17 protein-coding genes and 1 riboswitch are annotated in these 18,902 nt (G+C 59.7%); of the genes, 5 read left to right on the top strand and 12 right to left on the bottom strand.

Going from position 1 to position 18,902, the window contains the following annotated elements; genetic code table 11:
- Positions 1-67: 67 nt before the first annotated feature.
- The 3 genes from B472_RS06500 to B472_RS06490 form a co-directional block, all read right to left on the bottom strand.
- Positions 68-823 carry a DUF3047 domain-containing protein gene (locus B472_RS06500; RefSeq protein ID WP_019426211.1) on the bottom strand — a complete coding sequence of 252 codons (756 nt, stop codon included), beginning with the start codon at positions 821-823 and terminating at the stop codon, positions 68-70.
- Positions 820-2,991, bottom strand: coding sequence for an FAD-dependent oxidoreductase (locus B472_RS06495; protein ID WP_019426210.1), 2,172 nt, complete (start codon positions 2,989-2,991; stop codon positions 820-822). Before B472_RS06495 ends, B472_RS06500 begins: the two co-directional genes overlap by 4 nt.
- A 94-nt stretch (positions 2,992-3,085) precedes the next feature.
- Positions 3,086-4,558, bottom strand: a complete 1,473-nt coding sequence (locus tag B472_RS06490) for a Fic family protein (RefSeq protein WP_019426209.1) — start codon at positions 4,556-4,558, stop codon at positions 3,086-3,088.
- A gap of 553 nt (positions 4,559-5,111) precedes the next feature.
- Here B472_RS06490 and B472_RS06485 point away from each other — a divergent pair.
- From B472_RS06485 to B472_RS17085, 3 genes are all read left to right on the top strand, one after another.
- Positions 5,112-5,945 carry a hypothetical protein gene (locus tag B472_RS06485; protein ID WP_019426208.1) on the top strand — a complete coding sequence of 278 codons (834 nt, stop codon included), beginning with the start codon at positions 5,112-5,114 and terminating at the stop codon, positions 5,943-5,945.
- A gap of 35 nt (positions 5,946-5,980) precedes the next feature.
- Positions 5,981-6,250, top strand: a complete 270-nt coding sequence (brnA, locus tag B472_RS06480) for a type II toxin-antitoxin system BrnA family antitoxin (RefSeq protein ID WP_019426207.1) — start codon at positions 5,981-5,983, stop codon at positions 6,248-6,250.
- Positions 6,251-6,392: 142 nt separating this feature from the next.
- Positions 6,393-6,590, top strand: coding sequence for a hypothetical protein (locus B472_RS17085; RefSeq protein ID WP_157951961.1), 198 nt, complete (start codon positions 6,393-6,395; stop codon positions 6,588-6,590).
- Positions 6,591-6,647: 57 nt separating this feature from the next.
- Here the strand turns inward: B472_RS17085 and B472_RS06470 are convergent, their stop codons facing one another.
- The 8 genes from B472_RS06470 to B472_RS06435 all read right to left on the bottom strand — a co-directional run bounded on the left by B472_RS06470 (position 6,648) and on the right by B472_RS06435 (position 16,443).
- The gene (locus tag B472_RS06470) at positions 6,648-7,718 is read right to left on the bottom strand and encodes a DUF6352 family protein (protein ID WP_019426206.1); all 1,071 of its coding nucleotides are present in this window, start codon (positions 7,716-7,718) and stop codon (positions 6,648-6,650) included.
- Between the two features lie 6 nt (positions 7,719-7,724).
- Positions 7,725-10,436 (bottom strand): methionine synthase, encoded by a 2,712-nt coding sequence (gene metH, locus B472_RS06465; protein ID WP_081504934.1) that lies wholly within the window; start codon positions 10,434-10,436, stop codon positions 7,725-7,727.
- Positions 10,437-10,491: 55 nt separating this feature from the next.
- A riboswitch (S-adenosyl-L-homocysteine riboswitch) is annotated at positions 10,492-10,592 on the bottom strand.
- A gap of 98 nt (positions 10,593-10,690) precedes the next feature.
- A complete protein-coding gene (gene cynS / locus B472_RS06460) occupies positions 10,691-11,134 on the bottom strand; it encodes a cyanase (protein WP_019426204.1) in 444 nt (147 codons plus the stop codon).
- A gap of 40 nt (positions 11,135-11,174) precedes the next feature.
- A complete protein-coding gene (locus B472_RS06455; protein ID WP_238147394.1) occupies positions 11,175-11,969 on the bottom strand; it encodes an ABC transporter ATP-binding protein in 795 nt (264 codons plus the stop codon).
- Between the two features lie 103 nt (positions 11,970-12,072).
- Entirely contained in the window at positions 12,073-12,939 is an 867-nt protein-coding gene (gene ntrB / locus B472_RS06450; RefSeq protein ID WP_019426202.1) for a nitrate ABC transporter permease, read from the bottom strand.
- 5 nt (positions 12,940-12,944) lie between these two features.
- On the bottom strand, positions 12,945-14,351 hold the full coding sequence (locus tag B472_RS06445; RefSeq protein WP_019426201.1) for a CmpA/NrtA family ABC transporter substrate-binding protein: 1,407 nt from the start codon (positions 14,349-14,351) through the stop codon (positions 12,945-12,947).
- 161 nt (positions 14,352-14,512) lie between these two features.
- Positions 14,513-15,181 carry a response regulator transcription factor gene (locus B472_RS06440; protein ID WP_019426200.1) on the bottom strand — a complete coding sequence of 223 codons (669 nt, stop codon included), beginning with the start codon at positions 15,179-15,181 and terminating at the stop codon, positions 14,513-14,515.
- Positions 15,178-16,443, bottom strand: coding sequence for a PAS domain S-box protein (locus B472_RS06435; protein ID WP_019426199.1), 1,266 nt, complete (start codon positions 16,441-16,443; stop codon positions 15,178-15,180). The genes B472_RS06440 and B472_RS06435 overlap by 4 nt, the downstream gene beginning before the upstream one ends.
- 108 nt (positions 16,444-16,551) lie before the next feature.
- On the opposite strand from B472_RS06435, the gene B472_RS06430 reads away from it, so the two are divergent.
- Both B472_RS06430 and B472_RS06425 read left to right on the top strand, forming a co-directional pair.
- Positions 16,552-17,313, top strand: a complete 762-nt coding sequence (locus B472_RS06430) for a tyrosine-protein phosphatase (protein ID WP_026039403.1) — start codon at positions 16,552-16,554, stop codon at positions 17,311-17,313.
- The gene (locus B472_RS06425; RefSeq protein WP_019426197.1) at positions 17,310-17,969 is read left to right on the top strand and encodes an aldolase; all 660 of its coding nucleotides are present in this window, start codon (positions 17,310-17,312) and stop codon (positions 17,967-17,969) included. The genes B472_RS06430 and B472_RS06425 overlap by 4 nt, the downstream gene beginning before the upstream one ends.
- Before the next feature lie 19 nt (positions 17,970-17,988).
- Here the strand turns inward: B472_RS06425 and rsmI are convergent, their stop codons facing one another.
- Positions 17,989-18,897 carry a 16S rRNA (cytidine(1402)-2'-O)-methyltransferase gene (rsmI, locus tag B472_RS06420; protein WP_019426196.1) on the bottom strand — a complete coding sequence of 303 codons (909 nt, stop codon included), beginning with the start codon at positions 18,895-18,897 and terminating at the stop codon, positions 17,989-17,991.
- Between the last annotated feature and the right edge of the window lie 5 nt (positions 18,898-18,902).

Raw genomic sequence — 18,902 nt, 5'->3', positions numbered from 1 at the left:
CCCATCCTTTCGGATGCAGACCCATCCAGCCCGCAAAACCTGCGACGGGTTCTGGCTCATCCAACTTTCAGCGTAGCCAGGTCAGTGCCTTCACCCAGCCCACGCTTTCAGCGCCCGTGTTGTCGCTGTCAGCCCCGACCAGCACCGCACGCACTTTGGGCGCCGCCGCCCCTGCAGGCCATTCCTCTGCAAACAACTTGGCAAAGTCGGCGGCCACATCGCGGGTTTCGGTTTGCCATTGGGCAAGCCCTGCGCCCTTGCCTTGCAGCGTGATGAAGCGCACGCGCGGGGTGTAAGGGTTAGGGCCTTGCAGGCCAGCAGGGTGCACGCTGTCCCAGACATAGCACAGCGTGGCGGCCGGCAGGTCTTCGCCACTCACGCTGCGTGCGATGCGCAGCAAAGTGCGCTCCACAAATGGCACGCGGTCCAGCGGGTGGTCGAACATCACACACACTTTGAGCGCCGCGTCGTCACCGGCTTTGGTCAGGATGTCGGCAAGGCCTTTGCCGCCTGTGAGCGGCTGGTCCAGACGCCAACGCCATTGCAGGCGGCCCGGCTCAGCATTGTTCAAGTCGTGTACCCAGGTGCCATACGAAGCGCGGGTGCTGACTTTCAGGGCGCGCTCACCTTGCACATCGGCCAACTCGAAGCGGGTGGCGGGGATGTCGGCCTTGGACTTGGGAAAGCCCACAAAGCGCCAAGTGCTGGGCGCAGCGCCATCGGGTGGCACCAAAGGCGAGAGACTCTGCGCGAAAGCAGATGCGGTGGCACAGACCATGCCCAGCGCCAGCAGCACAGGGACAGGCTTCAACAACAAGTTCATCCGCGCCGCCCATCGTGGAACTTTTTCACCCAGGCCAGTAACTTTTGCGGCGCATGCGCACGCTTCCATTCACCGGCCGCATACTTGTTGGCCTCGGCCATGGTCGGGTAGGTGTGGATGGTGCCCAAAATCTTGTTCAACCCTAAGCCATGTTTCATGGCCAGCACGTATTCGCCCAGCAAATCGCCTGCGTGCGAGCCCACGATGGTCACGCCCAAAATGCGGTCTTTCCCGGGCACGGTGAGCACTTTCACAAAGCCATGTGCTTCGCTGTCGGCAATGGCCCGGTCCAGGTCGTCGATGCCGTACTTGGTCACCTCGTAAGCGATGCCTTGGGCTTGGGCCTCTTGCTCGTTCAGGCCCACCCTCGCGACCTCGGGGTCGATGAAGGTGGCCCACGGGATGACGCGGTAGTCCACCTTGAAGGATTTGAAGTCGCCAAACAGCGCGTTCACGGTCGCATACCAAGCCTGGTGCGCGGCCACATGGGTGAGCTGGTAAGGCCCAGCCACATCACCTGCGGCATAAATATTGGGGTACAGCGTTTGCAAGTACTCGTTGGTGTCAATGGTGAAGTTCTTGCGGAGCGTGGTCACGCCGATGTCTTCGAGGCCATAGCCTTGCAGGCGTGCCACACGGCCCACGGCACAAACCAGGGCGTCAAAACCAATTTCCACCTCAAGGCCTTGTGAGGAGGCCACCAAAATTTTGTCCTCCCCCCGGCGCTCGCAGCGCAGCGCCTTGTGCCCAGTGAGCACTTGCACGCCATCGGCCTGCAGCGCGTCGCGTGCCAGCGCAGACACCTCGTCGTCCTCGCGCGCCATTATGCGGTCGCCCATCTCAAGCTGCGTGACCTGTGAGCCCAGGCGCGCAAAGCTTTGCGACAACTCGCAGCCAATCGGCCCGCCGCCCAGCACCACGATGCGCTTCGGAATCTCGTCCAGTTTGGCAAACTCGTCCCACAGCGTGTCACTGGTGACATAACCCACGTCGTCCAAGCCTGGCAAGGGCGGCACCACAGGCCGTGCCCCCGCGGCAATCACGATGCTCCGTGCGGTCAGCCGCTGGACTTGACCGTTGTTCAAGCTCACTTCTACCGTCCACGGGTTCACCAACTTGCCGTAACCCTGCAGCACCTCCACGCCCAAACCGGTGTAACGCGCCACACTGTCGTGCGGCTCGATCGCCTTGATCACCCCGTGCACGCGCTGCATCACCGCCTTGAAACTGAAGCTGGGCGTGGTGTCGCTCAGGCCGTACTGTGCGCCGTGGCGCATCTGGTGCGCCAGCTTGGCACTCTTGATCAAGGCCTTGCTCGGCACGCAACCGTAATTCAGGCAGTCGCCACCCATCTTGTGCGCTTCGATCAAAGTCACTTTGGCTTTGACGGCAGCGGCAATGTAGGCCGACACCAAACCGGCCGCACCCCCGCCGATCACGATCAGGTTGCGGTCAAAGGTCTTGGGGCGCACGCTGGCCCAACGGGCATAGACTTTTCGCTGGTGGATGACCGCCACCACACGCCGCGCCAACAAGGGAAAGATGCCCAGCAGCAGAAAGCTGCCCCAAAGCGCCGGGCTCAAAATGCCCTGCACCGAATCCAGTTGCGCCAATTGCGTGCCTGCATTCACGTACACCGCGGTGCCGGCCAACATGCCGATCTGGCTCACCACATAAAACGTCACGGTCTTCATGCGCGTGAGGCCCATGAGCAGGTTGATCAAGAAAAACGGCACCACCGGAATCAAGCGCAAACTGAACAGGTAAAACGCGCCCTCTTTGTCCACACCCGCGTTGATGTCGGCCAGGCGTTGGCCAAAGCGGGCTTCGACCCAATCGCGCAGCACAAAGCGCGAAACCAGGAAAGCCAAGGTGGCGCCGAGGGTCGAGGCAAATGACACGATCAACAAGCCCCACCACAAGCCGAACACGGCCCCGCCCGCCAAGGTGATGATCACCGCGCCCGGAATCGACAAGGCCGTGGCCAAAACATACACCCCAAAGTAAACGGCGGCCACCATCACAGGCTGCTGTGCATAAAGCTGGTCAAAATTGGCTTGGCTGGCCTTGAGCTGTTCAAAGCTCAGATAAGGCCCCAAGTCCAGCGCCACCAATGCACCGATGGCCAGCGCCAGCAAGAGCAACAAAACAATTTGACGAAGACGCATGAAAGGGGAACTCCTGATGGGGCGATCACTTGGCGGATGGTGCGAGATGCGCGCTGCCCAAGACTGTGAACGATAACGCCGATGAACAGACCCTTCAGTGCGGCTGGCCAAAAGGTGACGGGTGATCGCCACCTCCCGAGCAAGCCAACTGCCAGGCCAGGTATTCAGAGCGACGCAACCGGTAGCGGGCCACACTGCCTTCGTGCAACTGCTGCAGCGCCTCGGCCAGCATGCAGGTGAACGCCTCCTGGTCGGCTGCGGGCACCTGCATGCGCGCCACCACGGGGGCCAGCGCGTCTGGTGTGGGCGTTTGCAGGCCCTTGACCACCGCCTGCACCGCCTGAATCAGCGCCTCGCGGTATTTGATCTTGAGGGGGTTTGGCTCCACCATGGTTTGGGTGGTGGCCAGATAACGCTGGCACGAGCGCTCATACGCCCACACAAACACGTCGCGCAACAAATCGACCTCGTTGAGCTCATACACCCCAAAAGTGCCCTCGATGTAAGCCCGTTCGGGCACATCGATGAACGACAAGGGGCACAGCTTGTGCTGGATCAGCGGCATGTTGGCGGCAATGCGCGACACGCGTTTGTTCACATCTTCAAACGGCTGCAAATACGGCAGCTGCACCATGAGGAAAAACGCCTGCTCAAACGGATCGGTAATGGCGGCAGCTTTGCCAAGCAGCAGTTCAAAACAGTCCTCAATCACCTGGGGCATGGCGACGGGGTGAAACACCGTGCCCGAAATCTCGACCACGCGCCGACGCAGCCTGCCACTGGCCTGCGGGTCGCGCATCAGGTCTTGCGACAAGACCGCATGCAAGTTTTTGAACGTGAAGGCATCAAAGCCCACCTCGTTCGTGTCCTCGTCCGTGTCCTCCATCAGCATCTCGATGGCGGCTTTGTGGTTCAGGATCATCTGCGTTTCGATGGCGTCCTTGCCCTGCGCAGCCTGACCATGCTCGATCAGGTTTTGCGTGTCCAGGCGGCTGTAGGTATTGCCCTCCAGCCGCGATGAAGCCCACGACAAATCCACCAACAAACGGCTCAAGATGTCGCGGGCGTAAGTGCCTGCGGGGTGCTCATGTGCAGGGGTGCGTCCCATCTCGTGCAGCTGGCTTCGCAGCGATGCTGGCAAATAAAACGTGACGCCCGGCTGATACGCCGCTAAAAACTCACGCCGATAACCCACCGGGCGGCGGTGCATCAGCGGCTGACGGACCCGGTCACGGATGCTGGCGCCTGCGGGCGAGACCGGCAGATCGGGCTCCGCCTCGGCCGCGCCGACTCCCATGCTCAAAGGGGCACTGACGCCCCCACCCGCAAACTGCGCCCATGTCTGCGCCACCGGCTTGTAGACCAGCGCAATGCTCTGCCCCTCAGACGCGATCCGCTGAGCATTCATGAGTTTGAGCAAGCGGCGCTGCAAAGTACGGCGGTTCAGCGCCCCGCCCTGGCGCTGCGCCATGACCCCCTCGATCTCGGCAACGCCGATCCCGCCCGGGTGCGCGGCCACGATGGATTCGATCCATTGCAATTCGTCGGCGGGGGTGATGCGGGGCATGGGGTGGCCTTTAGGGTCAATTTGTCGCACTCAAGGAGTTAAGCGCGACCAAGAGCGACAGTATATGTACCCATTATGTCGCTCAATGTGTCGCCCTTGCAAGTCATAGTGTCGTGCAATCGGTTTGTGAAGGCGCTGAGGCGTCATTTTTCACCGCAAAAAATGCGGCGAATAAGCGGCATATTCGCCGCAATGGCGCGTACCAGTTGGTGCTTGGGGTGAGTTGGGGGGCTGGTGAAGAATGAACGCGCAAAGTTTTTGTAGCTAATTTTTCGTATTTATTTGGGTATAGTTGGGCGCTTCATGCCTGTTGCGCTGGATGGTGCGGGAGGGAAGTTGCAAGGGGCTAGATTGCGGGTTTAGGCTGGAATTCAATCCTGCATGCACCTACAGAGCTTGGCCTGAAACCCATGGCGTGAGCCACTTGCAACGATTTCAACAAAAAGATGTATCGACACGAGCCGGGTGTATCAACCGGGTTTTGCGCTGAACATCATGTTTGGCTTTCTGGCGGGCAACCAATCAATAGAGCCAAAAATATCATGGAGCAGGCATGATCGAACAGGACGATGGACTTATCTTCAGATTCGACGGAATCGATGCAGAGCAACACAAGATCGAGCTGTATGCCTTGGGGGAGTCAATGCAGGGACTCGCGCGCATAGCTTCAGTTGCAGCCCACTTCGCCGTCACCCAGCGCTACTCACGCTACTTCGTTACCCATTCAGTCAGGCTCCTCGCAGAAGAGCCAAAGGCAAACTGTTTTACTGTTGCCGCGTTCTGGGAATTCGTGAAGCAGCATCAAATCATCTCCGGCTCATTTGGAGCCGTAGCTGCAATTCTGGTGAACTGGTTTCTTACACGTAATGCCAACAAGCCGGCAGAGACGGAAGCACTAAAACATTCTCTGGAACTAGCCATCAAAGAACTCGGCTCCCTGGATGAGCGAGTAATCGGCCGCCTACTTGATACTGTTGAACGTATGGCGGTGGAGATGCGCAGTGCAAGCCGTATGGCTGTTTCACCCATCGGCCCAAGCGCTGCACTACTCACCGTTTCCACTCGTGACGGTCGATTCAAAAATACGTACAACTTGGCTGATGCAGAAGAGATTCGCAAAAATGGCCCAGATGAGCTAACTGGCGTGGAAGTGATCACCGTACGCCTGTCCGAGCTTGACACAAAGCGTGGCACTGCCAAAGCACACCCCTTCGGCTACCCAGAAGAATTCCGAGTAACCACGGAAATTTCTGATCCATTTCTTAAATACCCACACAATCCTTACGCTATGGCACTTGCCTCGGGAGATCCAATACGGGTTAAAGCCAAGTTGTTATTCACTTCCGGCATCCTTGCTAGGATATTCATCTCCGATATAGAACCGTAAGATGTGTTGCGAACGCACAGAAGAGGTGGTACTTTATGAAAGCTAAGAAGTTCGAGCAACAGTTTGATGAGGGCGACGACATCACGACCTCTTTGGATTTATCCAAAGCCAAGCGCGTTCTGCAAGAACAGAAGCGGGTGAATGTCGATTTTCCAACATGGATGATTGACTCACTAGATCGTGAAGCTAGCAAACTGGGAGTTACACGGCAGTCTGTTATCAAGATTTGGCTGGCCGAGCGTCTTGAAGCGACCACTTCTAACTTGCCTCTCCAACGGACGCGCGCAGGTGCCGTGCACCGCTGAACTCTAAGTTAATGTTCTTGCTTATTGGCCCCATCCAAGCTGATCACATGGCGGCTTAACCTCACCCCAACCGCCGATACCCCACCCTCATCCCCGTGGTGATGGCACACAGCGCAGCAAACCCATAAGCCAACAACGCAAAGTGTTCAGGCCACACGCACGTGGCAGCAAACACCGTGATGGTTTCGGTGGCTTCGGTCAGGCCGCATTTTTAGGCCAGTGCGGCAAACGCCAAAAAGCTGCTGCCGGTGCCGATGAAGCTGGCCAGCAGGGCTGCGGCGGGCAGTGCGTTGGCGCTGGGGTTGGCCGCCGCAAAGGCCAGGGGGATGACCGCGTGTGATCAATACCGATGGGCTCATCGTGAATTCCACTGTTGACTCGCCTGGCCCCGAAAGGTTCAAACCTCTTGCATCAGCGGCAAATTCAGCAGCAGGTTTTGCGGCTTGAGTTTGAGCAGACCCTGCTCGTTCATGGCCAAACCCAAATACACCGTCTTGCCACGCACATCAGCGCGCATGTCATCCGGGTTGTCAAAACGCAGCTTGAACAAACTGATGAGCTGCTGCTGGCGTTTGGCGTCCAACTCAACACCTTGGTAGAGGTCATTGAGCAAAGCGGTGGCTGTCACGTCCAACCCCACATGCCATCGCCAAGCCGGGTCGTCCACTTTTTGCACGGGCTCAATGCTGACGGCAACCCCCAAGAAATGCTGAACCCAGCGGGCCAGCACGGTTGACAAAGCTTTCAGGCCCGAACGGGCGTTGACCATGCTCAAGATCAACCCGTGCGGCAATTCGTTTTTGAGCTCATGCGTCATGTCGAGCAAAAACGCATAACGGCCCAAGCCCTCGCGCTGCCCGAAATAACGCTCAGCGTTGTCAGTGTGCAGCACCTTGACATCCACGGCCTTGAGGGTGGCGCCGCCTTCCATCAGCAAACGGCCCATCTCACCCAAGCCACCGGTGGCTTTCAGGCTGTCCAGCGTGTCGCTGTCGCCCGACAGCACCCGACCGCCCTCGATGGTGATGCGCTGACGGCGAAACAGCAACTCGGCCGCCCGCCAAACCCAGGCGTCTTGCACCTCGGACAGCACATTGCACACAATGGCTTGCACCACCACGTCGATGAACAGCGGCGGCATTTGGATGTTGCCGGACTTTTGCCAAGCCATGTAGGCCGCTTCGAGTGAACCCGCACTCTCCACCTCATCTCGAAATCGCAAAAACAGCTCGTAGTTTTCGCGCGCATCATCGTCCTTGAAGGCTTTGAGTTGCGCGGGCGTCACCTGCATCAAAGGCGTATCCAACAGCGCTTGGTGCAAGCGCTTTTCGGCTTTGCACGACTCCGGAACCAAGGCCAACTCTGGGCGCTCCAACCACAAACGCCAATAGTCGGGGGTGGCCATCATCCAGCCGCGCTCATTGCGCGTCAGATGCTGATGACCACAGGCAGTCCAGAAGTTTTGCATGGGGCCTTACAGGTTGGGGGCCAATAAGCGCTGCAGATCTTTGACGTCCACCCCGCTGCGCTGCGCCAAGTCTTGCACCTGGTCATCGCCCACTTTGCCCACGCTGAAATACTGCGCCTCAGGGTGGGCGATGTAAAAACCAGACACGCTGGCTGCAGGGGTCATGGCCAGGCTCTCGGTCAGGCCCATGCCAATGTCCTGACATTGCAACAACTCGAACATGGCTTGTTTGGCGCTGTGGTCGGGGCAAGCGGGGTAGCCGGGCGCGGGGCGGATGCCCTGGTATTTTTCAGCAATCATCTCGTCGTTGCTGAGCGTCTCGCCAGCGGCGTAGCCCCACAGGTCGGTGCGCACTTTGCGGTGCAGGCACTCGGCCAAGGCTTCAGCCAAACGGTCGGCCAGTGACTTGAGCATGATGGCGCTGTAGTCGTCGTGCGCGGCTTCAAAGGCTTCGGCGCGTTTGTCAGCGCCAATCCCTGCCGTGACGGCAAACACGCCGACATGGTCTGGGGCTGTGCCTTGTGGCGCGACGAAATCGGCCAAGCATCGGCTGGGGCGCATCACGTTGTCGATGCGTTGCTTTTCGGTCTGCTGACGCAGGCCGCGCCAGGTCATGGCCACTTGGCTGCGCGATGTATCGGTATAAAGCGCGATGTCGTCGTCGTTCACGCTGTTGGCGGGGTACAAGCCCAGCACAGCATTCGCCGTGACCCAGCGGCCGTCGATGATTTTTTGCAGCATGGCCTGGCCATCGGCCAAGACCTTGCGGGCTTGCTCACCGACGATCTCATCGTCAAGGATGGCGGGGTAGGGGCCTGCCAAATCCCAGGTCTGAAAGAACGGGCCCCAATCGATGTATTGCGCAATCTCGGCCAAGTCGTAGTTTTTGAACACACGGCGACCAATGAACTTGGGCGCAGCGGGCACGCCTTGCGACCAATCGACCGGCGTCTTGTTGGCGCGGGCCTGCACCAGCGTCCACATCGGGGTTTGCTTTTTGTTGGCGTGCTGCTCGCGCACTTTGCCATAGTCGGTGTTCAGGTCGGCAATGAACTTGGCCGCTTGCTCCGACAGCAATCCCTGCGCCACGCCCACGCTGCGTGAAGCATCGGGCACATAGACCACCGGGCCGCTGTAGTGCGGCGAAATTTTCACGGCCGTGTGCACGCGGCTGCAAGTGGCACCCCCAATCAGCAGTGGCATCTGGCGGTCACGGAAATAAGCGTCTTTTTCCATCTCGGCGGCCACATACTGCATCTCTTCCAGGCTGGGGGTGATCAGGCCTGACAGGCCAATGATGTCAGCGTTCTCGGCTTTGGCTTTGGCCAAAATTTCGTGGCAGGGCACCATCACGCCCATGTTGACCACTTCAAAGTTGTTGCACTGCAAAACCACGGTGACGATGTTTTTGCCGATGTCGTGCACATCGCCCTTGACGGTGGCGATCACGATCTTGCCCTTGGCTTTGACGTCTTCGCCAGCGGCTTCTTGTGCGAGTTTTTCGGCCTCGATGTAGGGCAACAAATGCGCCACGGCCTGCTTCATCACCCGGGCGCTTTTCACCACCTGCGGCAAAAACATCTTGCCCTGGCCGAACAGGTCGCCGACCACGTTCATGCCATCCATCAAGGGGCCTTCGATCACATGCAAGGGGCGGCCACCTTGGGCCAACAGGTCTTGGTAAGCGGCTTCGGTGTCTTCGTTGATGAAGTCGGTGATGCCATGCACCAGTGCGTAACTCAAACGCTGCGCCACGCTCACGGGGGCATCGGGCGTACCGCGCCAAGCCAGTTTGGTGCTTTCGTCTTTGGCTGCGCCTTTGGCGCTGTCGGCCACTTCGATCAAGCGTTCGCCCGCATCAGGACGGCGGTTCAAAACCACATCCTCCACACGCTCGCGCAGCACCGGTTCAATGTCGTCATAAACACCGACCATGCCTGCGTTCACGATGCCCATGTCCATGCCCGCCTGAATCGCGTGGTACAGGAACACGGTGTGGATGGCCTCGCGCACCGGGTCGTTGCCACGGAACGAGAAACTCACGTTCGAGACACCGCCCGACACCTTGGCGCCCGGCAAGTTCTGCTTGATCCAGCGCGTGGCCTCAATGAAGTCCACCGCGTAGTTGTCGTGCTCTTCAATGCCGGTGGCGATGGCAAAAATATTGGGGTCAAAAATGATGTCTTCAGGGGGAAAGCCCACCTCGTCCACCAACACGCGGTAAGCGCGTTCGCAAATCTCCACCTTGCGCTGGTAGGTGTCGGCCTGGCCTTTTTCGTCAAAGGCCATGACCACAGCCGCCGCACCATAACGCTTGACCAACTTGGCTTGGCGCTTGAACTCCTCCAGGCCTTCTTTCATGCTGATGGAATTGACGATGCCCTTGCCCTGGATGCAACGCAGACCGGCCTCGATCACGGTCCATTTGCTCGAATCCACCATCACGGGCACGCGGGCGATGTCCGGCTCACCGGCCATCAGGTTCAAAAACCGCACCATGGCCGCTTGGCTGTCGAGCATGGCTTCGTCCATGTTGACGTCGATGATTTGCGCGCCGTTTTCCACCTGCTGACGCGCCACGGCCAAGGCCTGCTCGTACTCGCCATTCAGGATCATGCGGGCAAAGGCCTTGGAGCCCGTCACGTTGGTGCGCTCACCCACGTTGACGAAAAGCGAAGCCGTGCCGATGGAGACAGGCTCCAAGCCGGACAGCTTCATGGGGGCGACAGAGACGGTTTCAGACGCGACAACAGACACGGGCTCACCTTGGATCATCAGGTGAGCGTCGTTGTGCAAAATCATTCAGACATTGAACGGCCCCAAGCCTGACCTGCTGCGCCTGTAAGGCGGCGGGCTGCAACGCTCCTTGGGAAGCGTGCATTTTAACCGCCTACAAAGGCTAAAAACCGTCTTGTCTGAGGGTGTTTGGGCAGCCAGACCGATCTGGCTGGGTTGCCCTTGCCAGTGAAAGGTCAGTACTGCTTGTACGGCAAGAACTTGCCCGATAACACCACATTCACCCGGTCGCCCTTGGGGTCGGGTTGGCGCACGATGTCCATGCTGAAGTCGATGGCGCTCATGATGCCGTCGCCAAATTCTTCGTGAATCAGCTCTTTGATGGTGGTGCCGTACACGCTCACGATCTCGTACCAGCGGTAAATCAGCGGGTCGGTGGGCACTTGGCTGGGCAGCGAGCCTTTGTAGGGCACGACTTGCAGCCACTTGATCTCGTCGGCGCTCAGGCCAAAGATCTTGCCGATGATTTTGGCCTGCTTGGCGTCAAAGGTCATCTGGCCCAGGCACCCGGCGGTGACCCATTCTTTGGACAGGCCGACTTTGTCGGCGACGTCGCTCCACTTGATGCCTTTGGCCACTTTGGTGGTGATGATTTTTTCGGTGACTTCTAAACGGTTCATGAAAGACCTCTTGAGGGGTTGATTGAAAAAAATGGGGGAATCAATGGGCTTTGGCGCGGGACACCAAAAAGTCGACGATGTGGTTGCGCATGTCGTAGTAGCCACTCAGGTGGTGCAGCTGGGCACGCGTGCGTTCACGCGGCAGTGGGTTGACCACCACTTCGGCCAGGCCACCGGGCACATAGCCGCCGACTGAGTCGTTGCCGTTGCTCATGAGCAAGATGCGGTCGGACAACAAAATGGCCTCGTCAACGTCGTGCGTGATCATGAAGACGGTTTGCTGTGTCTGGCGCACGATGGTCATCAGCTCATCCTGGATGGTGCCGCGCGTGAGCGCATCGAGCGCGCCAAAAGGCTCGTCGAGCAGCAGCATCTTGGGCTGGATGGCAAAGGCACGGGCGATGCCCACGCGCTGCTTCATGCCGCCCGAGAGCTGGCTGGGTTTTTTGTCGATGGCGTGCAGCAAGCCGACCATGCCGACGTGTTTTTCCACATGCAGATTGACCTGCGGCGCCTTCCACTCGGGCCACTTGGACCGAACAGCAAACGCGATGTTTTGCCGCACCGTGAGCCAGGGCATGAGCGCATGGCTTTGGAACACCACCCCGCGCTCAAGGCTCGGGCCTGCGATCTCGCGCCCATCCATGAAGGCGTGGCCCGTGCTGGCCGTGTCCAGACCCGCCAACACGTTCAGGATGGTGGTCTTGCCGCAGCCCGAGTGGCCGATGATGCAGACAAACTCACCCTTGTCGATGGTGAAAGACACATCCGAAAACACCGGCTTGTCGCTTTGGTAGGCCTTGCCCAGTTTTTCGATCTTGAGGAAAGCGGTCATGGCTTGGGCCTTGGGTTGCAATGCAGAAATGTCGGGTGAAATTGCGACCGCAGAGGCCACAGGCATCGGTGCGCTGGGTGCGGCCCATTCGCGTTGACTGGTGTCACTCCACATAGGTCACCGCCTTTTGTACTTGGGCAAATGCCAAGTCCAGCAACATGCCGACCACACCGATCACCAGCACCGCAAAAATCACATTCACCAGCGAGAGGTTGTTCCACTCGTTCCACACGAAGTAGCCCACACCCGTGCCGCCCACCAGCATTTCGGCGGCCACGATCACCAGCCAGGCGATGCCCATGCTGATGCGCATGCCGGTGACGATGGTGGGGGCCGCTGCAGGCAAGATCACCAAGAAGGCCTTGCGCAGCGGCTGCACTTCCAGCGTGCTGGCCACGTTGAGCCATTCGCGCTTGACCGCAGCCACCCCAAAAGCGGTGTTGATGAGCATGGGCCAGACCGAGCAGATGAAGATGACGAAGATGCCGCTGACCTCGGAGTCTTTGAGGGTGTACAGCGCCAGCGGCATCCAAGCCAGCGGGCTGATGGGTTTGAGCACCTGGATGAAGGGGTCAAACGCCTTGCGCATGAGGGGCGACATGCCAATCATGAAGCCCACCGGCAAGGCCACCAGCACGGCCAGGAAAAAACCCAGGGCCACACGACCCAGCGAATGCGCCAATTGGATGCCGATGCCTTTGTCGTTGGGGCCTTTGTCATAGAAAGGATCGGCCAGATGGCCGATCATGGCCTTGCCCACTTCAAGGGGCGGCGGAAACCCGGTGCTTTTGACCGCGCCAGGATCTTTGCCCATCATCTTTTGGTATTCGATCTCTTCGGCCGTCATGCCCACCTTGGCAGCGCCGGCCACCGTGGGGGCGGTGGCAGACAGTTGCCACGCCCCCAGAAAAACCAGGAACATGAGCAGCGAGACCATGGCCGCGCGCAAATTGAGGTGCGTGGTTTTCATGTGCCTCAGCCCATCTTGTTGATCGCGAAGCTCTTGATGTAGTCCTCAGGCTTGGCGGGGTCAAACTCTTTGCCCATGATCTTGTACTTCGGGTAAGGCGTGGTGGCGGCAAAGCTGTGGCCCAGCTCTTTCATGTGCTTGCGCGCATCGGTGATGAGGAACACCTTCTCGGCGATTTGCCTGTAATCCACATCGCCTTTCACATAGCCCCAACGCTTCATTTGCGTGAGCATCCACACCGCCATGCTCTGCCATGGCATCGGATCAAAGTCGGCACGGTCGGGCACGTTTTGCACCTTGCCCAAGCCGTCGGCAAACTTGCCCGTCAACACCTGGGCAATCACCGCCTCGGGTTGGTTCAGGTACTGCGCTGGCGAAATCACCTTGGCGATCAACTCGCGGTTGCCGGGCTGGCGCGCCATGGCAGCGGCTGTGAGCACCGCACGGTAAAGGGCAGCAAAGGTGTTGGGATTCTTTTGAATGAATTCGGTGCTGGTGCCAAAGGCGCAGCAGGGGTGGCCATTCCACAGGTCTTTGGTCAGCAGGTGGATGAAGCCGACTTCGTCGAACACCGCACGCTGGTTGAAGGGATCGGGACCGAGGAAGCCGTCGATGTTGCCCGAGCGCAAGTTGGCCACCATCTCTGGCGGCGGCACCACACGGATTTGCACATCGGTGTCGGGGTTGATGCCGTTTTCGGCCAGGTAGTAGCGCAGCAAGAAGTTGTGCATCGAGTAATCGAAGGGCACCGCAAACTTGAAGCCCTTCCAGTTCTTCGGATCGCGGTTGTTCTTGTGCTTGACAGCCAAGGTGATGGCCTGGCCGTTGATGTTCTGGATGGTGGCCACGTTCATGGGCGTGGCGCTGGCACCCAGCCCCATGCTGATGGCCAAGGGCATGGGCGACAGAAAATGCGTGGCGTCGTATTCCTTGTTGATCATCTTGTCGCGGATCAAGGCCCAGCCTGCGGTCTTGGTCACTTCGACGTTCAGGCCCTGCTTTTGGTAGAAGCCCAGCGGCTCGGCCATGATGAGCGGCGTGGCACAAGTGATTGGGATGAAGCCGATCTTGAGGTTGGTTTTTTCCAAGGGGCCTTTGCTTTGCGCCAAGGCCTGCAAGCTGGCCACGGGCAACACGCTGGCAATGGCGGCCATGGCGGTCTTTTTGCCCACGGCACGCAAGAACATGCGGCGCTCTTGGTCCTGTGGAAATAAGGCCTTGACCAAGGTCGCTTCGATGAACTCCTGGCTGTAGGCTTCGAACTCGGCGGTCTCCGACCGGGCGCGCAGTTTTGCAGCAGCGGCATCGGCAGCGACCGCGGCGTGGTGATCGGCAGGCGAATGGTCGCGGCCGCAGCTGCACTTGAGCATCAGGGGGCGGTCGGCGTTGTACGGGTCAAAAAATTCAGACATGGCTAGCTCGCTTTGTTGAAGATGCTCAGGTCTATGCAAGCTGTGGGCCAGAAATGCTGGAATGCAGGTCATCGGCAGCCCACGGCTGCATTCAGTGGGGCGACTGTCGATGCGGTGTAGGGCTGGCCCTACAAAACCCACGGCCATGCCATGCCAGCGCCTCAACCGAAGGGGCTGCCCTGTGCCCCGCTCAGGCTTTGCGCGTACAAAGCCAGCTCCACATCGTTTTTGGTGCCCGTCTTTTCCAGGATGCGTGCACGGTATGTGCTCACCGTATTGGGGGCCAGGCTCAGTTGTGCACCAATTTCGCTCACGGTGTGGCCTTGCGTCAACAAAAGGTAAACCTGGTGCTCGCGGTGCGAGAGCAATTCGATCCCGCTTTTGGTGCGGCCCGGGCTGACCAAGCTGGCCAGCGCCTCGGCCGTGGCGGGCGAGACGTGCATGCCACCTGCAGACACGCGCCGCAGTGCGCCCATCAAGGCGTCGGTGTCGGTGCTTTTGTTCAGATACCCCGATGCACCCAGCTGGATGCAGCGCACCGCATATTGCTTTTCGGGATAGGTGCTGAGCATCAGCACGGGCAGGCCGGGCCAGTCACGCCGCAGGTTTTGCAACACGTCCAGGCCGTCCATGCCGGGCATGGCGATGTCGAGCAAGACCACGTCGATGCCTTGCGGACCTTGCAGCGTTTGCACGGCGGCCAGCACCCCAGGGCCCGTATCGGCCTCGGCCACCACCTGCAGGCTCGGGTCATCTGCCAGCACCATTTTCAGACCTTCGCGCACGATCTTGTGGTCATCGCCCAACAGCACGCGGACCGTTCCAGTCATGGCGCCTCCCCGTCATGGGGCAAGGGCATGGACAAGCGCATGCGGGTGCCTCGGCCAGGTTGGCTGTCGATGTCAATCTCACCGCCAAAATGCCGTGCCCGCTCGCGCATGCCCATGATGCCGTAGGCCTGTGCAGACTCGAAAGCCTGCGCCAAGGCACCGCAACCGTCGTCTTCCACCGACAGGTGCAACCAGCCCTCACGCTCCACCATGTCCACGTCCACAGTTCGGGCACGGGCATGGCGACCCACGTTGCTCAGCATCTCCTGAAAAATGCGGAACACCGCCATGGCCATGGGCTCGGGCAACACGCGCTGCTCGTCCACGTCCATGCACCATTTGAGTTCTTGTTCGGCCGACTGCACGAACTCTTGCGCTTGCCATTCCAAAGCGCCCCACAGCCCTTGGTGGTCCAGGATGCTGGGGCGCAGGTCGGTGATGATGCGGCCCACATTGACCACCGCGTTTTCGATCAGGCGACCCATGTTTTGGCACTTTTCGCGCATTTTCCCGTTCATGGTCTCTGGCGTGTTGGGCGCCTGAACGGCGACGCGTTGCCCTTGTTCTGACAAGCGCTTGTCCAACCAGCCCACATCCATCTTGAGTGCCACCAGCAAGCTGCCCAACTCGTCGTGCACCTCGCGGGCAATGCGGGTGCGCTCTTCTTCTCGCACGGCATCCGACCAAGCGGCCAACTCGCGCAATTGCTGCAAAGCGGTTTCGAGCGCTTGGGTGCGTTCGGCCACACGCTGCTCCAACTCGCTTTTGGCTTGGTGCAAGGCGTCTTCGGCGTGTTTTCGCTCGGTGATGTCTGCAAAGGTCACCACCGCGCCGCGCACCTCGCCCTGGTCAAACACCGGGTAGCTGGAATACGCCACCGGAAAGCTGCTGCCATCTGCCCGCCAGAACACCTCGCTGTCGATGCGGCAAGGCTGGCCTTTTCGAAAAGCGTTGTAAATGGGACAGTCATCCATCGGGTAGTGCGCGCCGTCCCCATGCGAATGGTGCGTCAGAACGTGCATGTTCTGACCCAGCACCTGCTCAGACTCCAGGCCAATCATGCGGGCCCCGGCCGGATTGATGAAGACACACAGTCCGTCCAGATCCACCCCGAAAACCCCTTCGCCCGTCGAAGCCAGCATCAAGCCCAAGGGGTTGCGCCAGGCGTCGGTGACGGCCATGAGTCCCGGGGTGATGGGCGTGGGGTTCAAGGGAAGCGGTGATTCGAGCTGCATCACCACCACAAGCAAGCCGTGTGCCACCTGTCGGCTCTTGTCTAGGGGCTTGTCGCATCGGGCAACGGATGCCCCTTGGCGGGCACACGACAATAGCGCTTTGCTTGAAGCAAATGGATTGTTGATTGGATGGCCATGAACCCGGTACCCCCTGCTCTGCTGCAAGGCGCCTCAAATTTTCGTGATCTTGGCGGTTACCGCAACGCCGAGGGCCGCCGCGTGCGGCGGGGCCAGGTTTTCCGCTCAGACCATTTGGCAGGGCTCACCCCTGAAGACCACCTGCAATTACAGGCGCTGGGTGTACGGCACAGCTTGGACTTTCGGGGCAAGGGCGAATTCACCCTCACGCCCTACGCGATTCCTGGGGTCCAGCGTTTGGCATTGCCCATCGAGCCCACGGTGATCGCACGCATGCAAGCGCTGGTGGCGCAGGGCGTGGTGCCCACCACCGAAGAAACCGTGGACCTGATGCGCGAGACCTACCGGGATTTCGTGAACCGCAACGCGGATACTTTCGGTCGCTTTTTGAAGCACCTGCTGGAACAACCCAACCCGCAGGTGTTTCACTGCACCGCTGGCAAAGACCGCACGGGTTTTGCCGCCGCACTGCTGCTGTCGGCCCTGGGTGTGGACCGCGCCACCATCGAGCACGATTACTTGCTCACCAACCAGCTTTACAAACGCGATGCCCGCTTGGAAGGTCAAGGCCATCCGCATGTGATGAAAGTGTTGTGGCAGGTACAACCGGCGTTTTTGCAGGCGGCTTTTGACGCGGTAGATGCCCAGCACGGCGGCATGCGCAACTATCTGCACGGGGCCATTGGCCTGAGCCCCCAAGAAACACAAGCCTTGCAGGAACTGTTGCTGGAAGATGGACACACTGGAGCCAAGCCATGAACGAAACCCAAGCCCGTGAAGACATTTGCCGTGTCGGGCAAAGCCTGTTTGCGCGGGGCTACGTGCATGCCACGGCCGGCAACATCAGCGTGCGACTGGACGATGGGTTCTTGATCACCCCCACCGACGCTTGTTTGGGCTGGCTGGACCCCGCACGTTTGGCCAAATTGGACTTGCAAGGCCAGCAAATCAGCGGTGACAAAGCCAGCAAAACGATCGCCATGCACCGCCAAGTTTATGGCGCGGCCACGGTGCAGTCACCGACCACGCGATGCGTGATCCACACCCACAGCACGCATTGCGTGGCGCTCAGCTTGAATGCCGCCGGGCCAGAATTGCTGCCACCCATCACGCCTTATTTCGTGATGAAAGTCGGGCATGTGCCGATCGTGGCCTATCACCACCCCGGCAGCCCCGCTGCGGCGCAAGAAGTGGCCGACCTCATTGCCCAATACGCCGCGCGCGGCACACCCATCCGCGCCGTGATGCTGCCGCGCCTGGGGCCCAATGTGTGGCACGACACGCCGGGGGCGGCCATGGCCACCTTGGAAGAACTGGAAGAAACGGCCCGTTTGATGGTGCTGCAGCCTCAAACCACTGCGCTGACTGAACAAGAACTGCAAAATTTGCGTGACACCTTTGGGGCGCGTTGGTAAAACGGACAGACAAGGGAGGTCAGGACGCTTCCGTTTTTTTCAGGCTCAGGGCCAGGTCGTACAGCTGATTTTTGGACTCGCCCGTGATCTCCGCCGCCAGTTTGACGGCGGTTTTCAGAGGCAGCTCGGGCAACAATATTTGTAAAACCCGAAGTCCCTCACCCTGGGATGCTGCCACCGGGGCGTTGTGCAGCACCAGCACAAACTCACCGCGCTGGCGGTCGGGTTTTTCAGCGAACCAAGCGGGCAAGTCTTGCGCCGCCAAGGTGTCAATTTGTTCAAACTGCTTGGTCAATTCGCGCCCCACAGTGATGCGGCGCTGGCCCAGCACCGACAAGGCTTGGGCCAAAGCTTCAATCCGATGGGGTGCTTCCAGCAACACCACGGCGCGGCATTCTTGCGCCAAAGCTTGCACCGCGAGCTGCCGCTCCGCCGATTTGCTGGCCAAAAAGCCCCGGAAGACAAAACCATCATCGCCCGTCATGCCCGAAGCGCTGAGTGCGGTGGTCACACTGCTGGCCCCGGGCAAGGGCAAGACCCGGTAACCCGCTTCTCGCACCACCGCGACCAGTCGGGCGCCAGGGTCGCTGATGGCGGGCGTGCCGGCGTCGCTCACATAGGCCACGCGCTCCCCTTGGGCCAAGCGAAGCAGAACGTTTTGCGCGGCTTCGGCCTCATTGTGCTGGTGCACCGCCAAAAGCTGTGCGTTCGGGCGATCCAGGCCATAGGCGCGCAACAGCTGCTGGGTGTGCCGGGTGTCTTCGCAAGCCACCACATCGACTTTGGCCAACACATGCAGCGCGCGCAGGCTGATGTCAGCCAGATTGCCAATCGGGGTGGCGACGACATACAGTGTGCTGGCCGGGTGGTTTTGCGATCCGGCAGCATCTTGCGCAGCCTCCAGGGCTTTGGCGAACGATGCAGACAAGGGAG

Source organism: Limnohabitans sp. Rim28 (assembly GCF_000293865.2).
In the GTDB taxonomy this organism is placed as follows: Bacteria; Pseudomonadota; Gammaproteobacteria; order Burkholderiales; family Burkholderiaceae_C; genus Limnohabitans_A.
The sequence above is the reverse complement of the archived record's forward strand: the minus strand, read 5'-3'. Positions and strand labels throughout refer to the sequence as shown.

What these genes read in the sequence shown, in the direction of transcription:
- B472_RS06500 (WP_019426211.1), bottom strand. Translation starts at nt 823, where the DNA reads ATGAACTTGTTGTTGAAGCCTGTCCCTGTGCTGCTGGCGCTGGGCATG.
- B472_RS06495 (WP_019426210.1), bottom strand. Translation starts at nt 2,991, where the DNA reads ATGCGTCTTCGTCAAATTGTTTTGTTGCTCTTGCTGGCGCTGGCCATC.
- B472_RS06490 (WP_019426209.1), bottom strand. Translation starts at nt 4,558, where the DNA reads ATGCCCCGCATCACCCCCGCCGACGAATTGCAATGGATCGAATCCATC.
- B472_RS06485 (WP_019426208.1), top strand. Translation starts at nt 5,112, where the DNA reads ATGATCGAACAGGACGATGGACTTATCTTCAGATTCGACGGAATCGAT.
- brnA (WP_019426207.1), top strand. Translation starts at nt 5,981, where the DNA reads ATGAAAGCTAAGAAGTTCGAGCAACAGTTTGATGAGGGCGACGACATC.
- B472_RS06470 (WP_019426206.1), bottom strand. Translation starts at nt 7,718, where the DNA reads ATGCAAAACTTCTGGACTGCCTGTGGTCATCAGCATCTGACGCGCAAT.
- metH (WP_081504934.1), bottom strand. Translation starts at nt 10,436, where the DNA reads ATGAAGCTGTCCGGCTTGGAGCCTGTCTCCATCGGCACGGCTTCGCTT.
- cynS (WP_019426204.1), bottom strand. Translation starts at nt 11,134, where the DNA reads ATGAACCGTTTAGAAGTCACCGAAAAAATCATCACCACCAAAGTGGCC.
- B472_RS06455 (WP_238147394.1), bottom strand. Translation starts at nt 11,969, where the DNA reads ATGACCGCTTTCCTCAAGATCGAAAAACTGGGCAAGGCCTACCAAAGC.
- ntrB (WP_019426202.1), bottom strand. Translation starts at nt 12,939, where the DNA reads ATGAAAACCACGCACCTCAATTTGCGCGCGGCCATGGTCTCGCTGCTC.
- B472_RS06445 (WP_019426201.1), bottom strand. Translation starts at nt 14,351, where the DNA reads ATGTCTGAATTTTTTGACCCGTACAACGCCGACCGCCCCCTGATGCTC.
- B472_RS06440 (WP_019426200.1), bottom strand. Translation starts at nt 15,181, where the DNA reads ATGACTGGAACGGTCCGCGTGCTGTTGGGCGATGACCACAAGATCGTG.
- B472_RS06430 (WP_026039403.1), top strand. Translation starts at nt 16,552, where the DNA reads ATGAACCCGGTACCCCCTGCTCTGCTGCAAGGCGCCTCAAATTTTCGT.
- B472_RS06425 (WP_019426197.1), top strand. Translation starts at nt 17,310, where the DNA reads ATGAACGAAACCCAAGCCCGTGAAGACATTTGCCGTGTCGGGCAAAGC.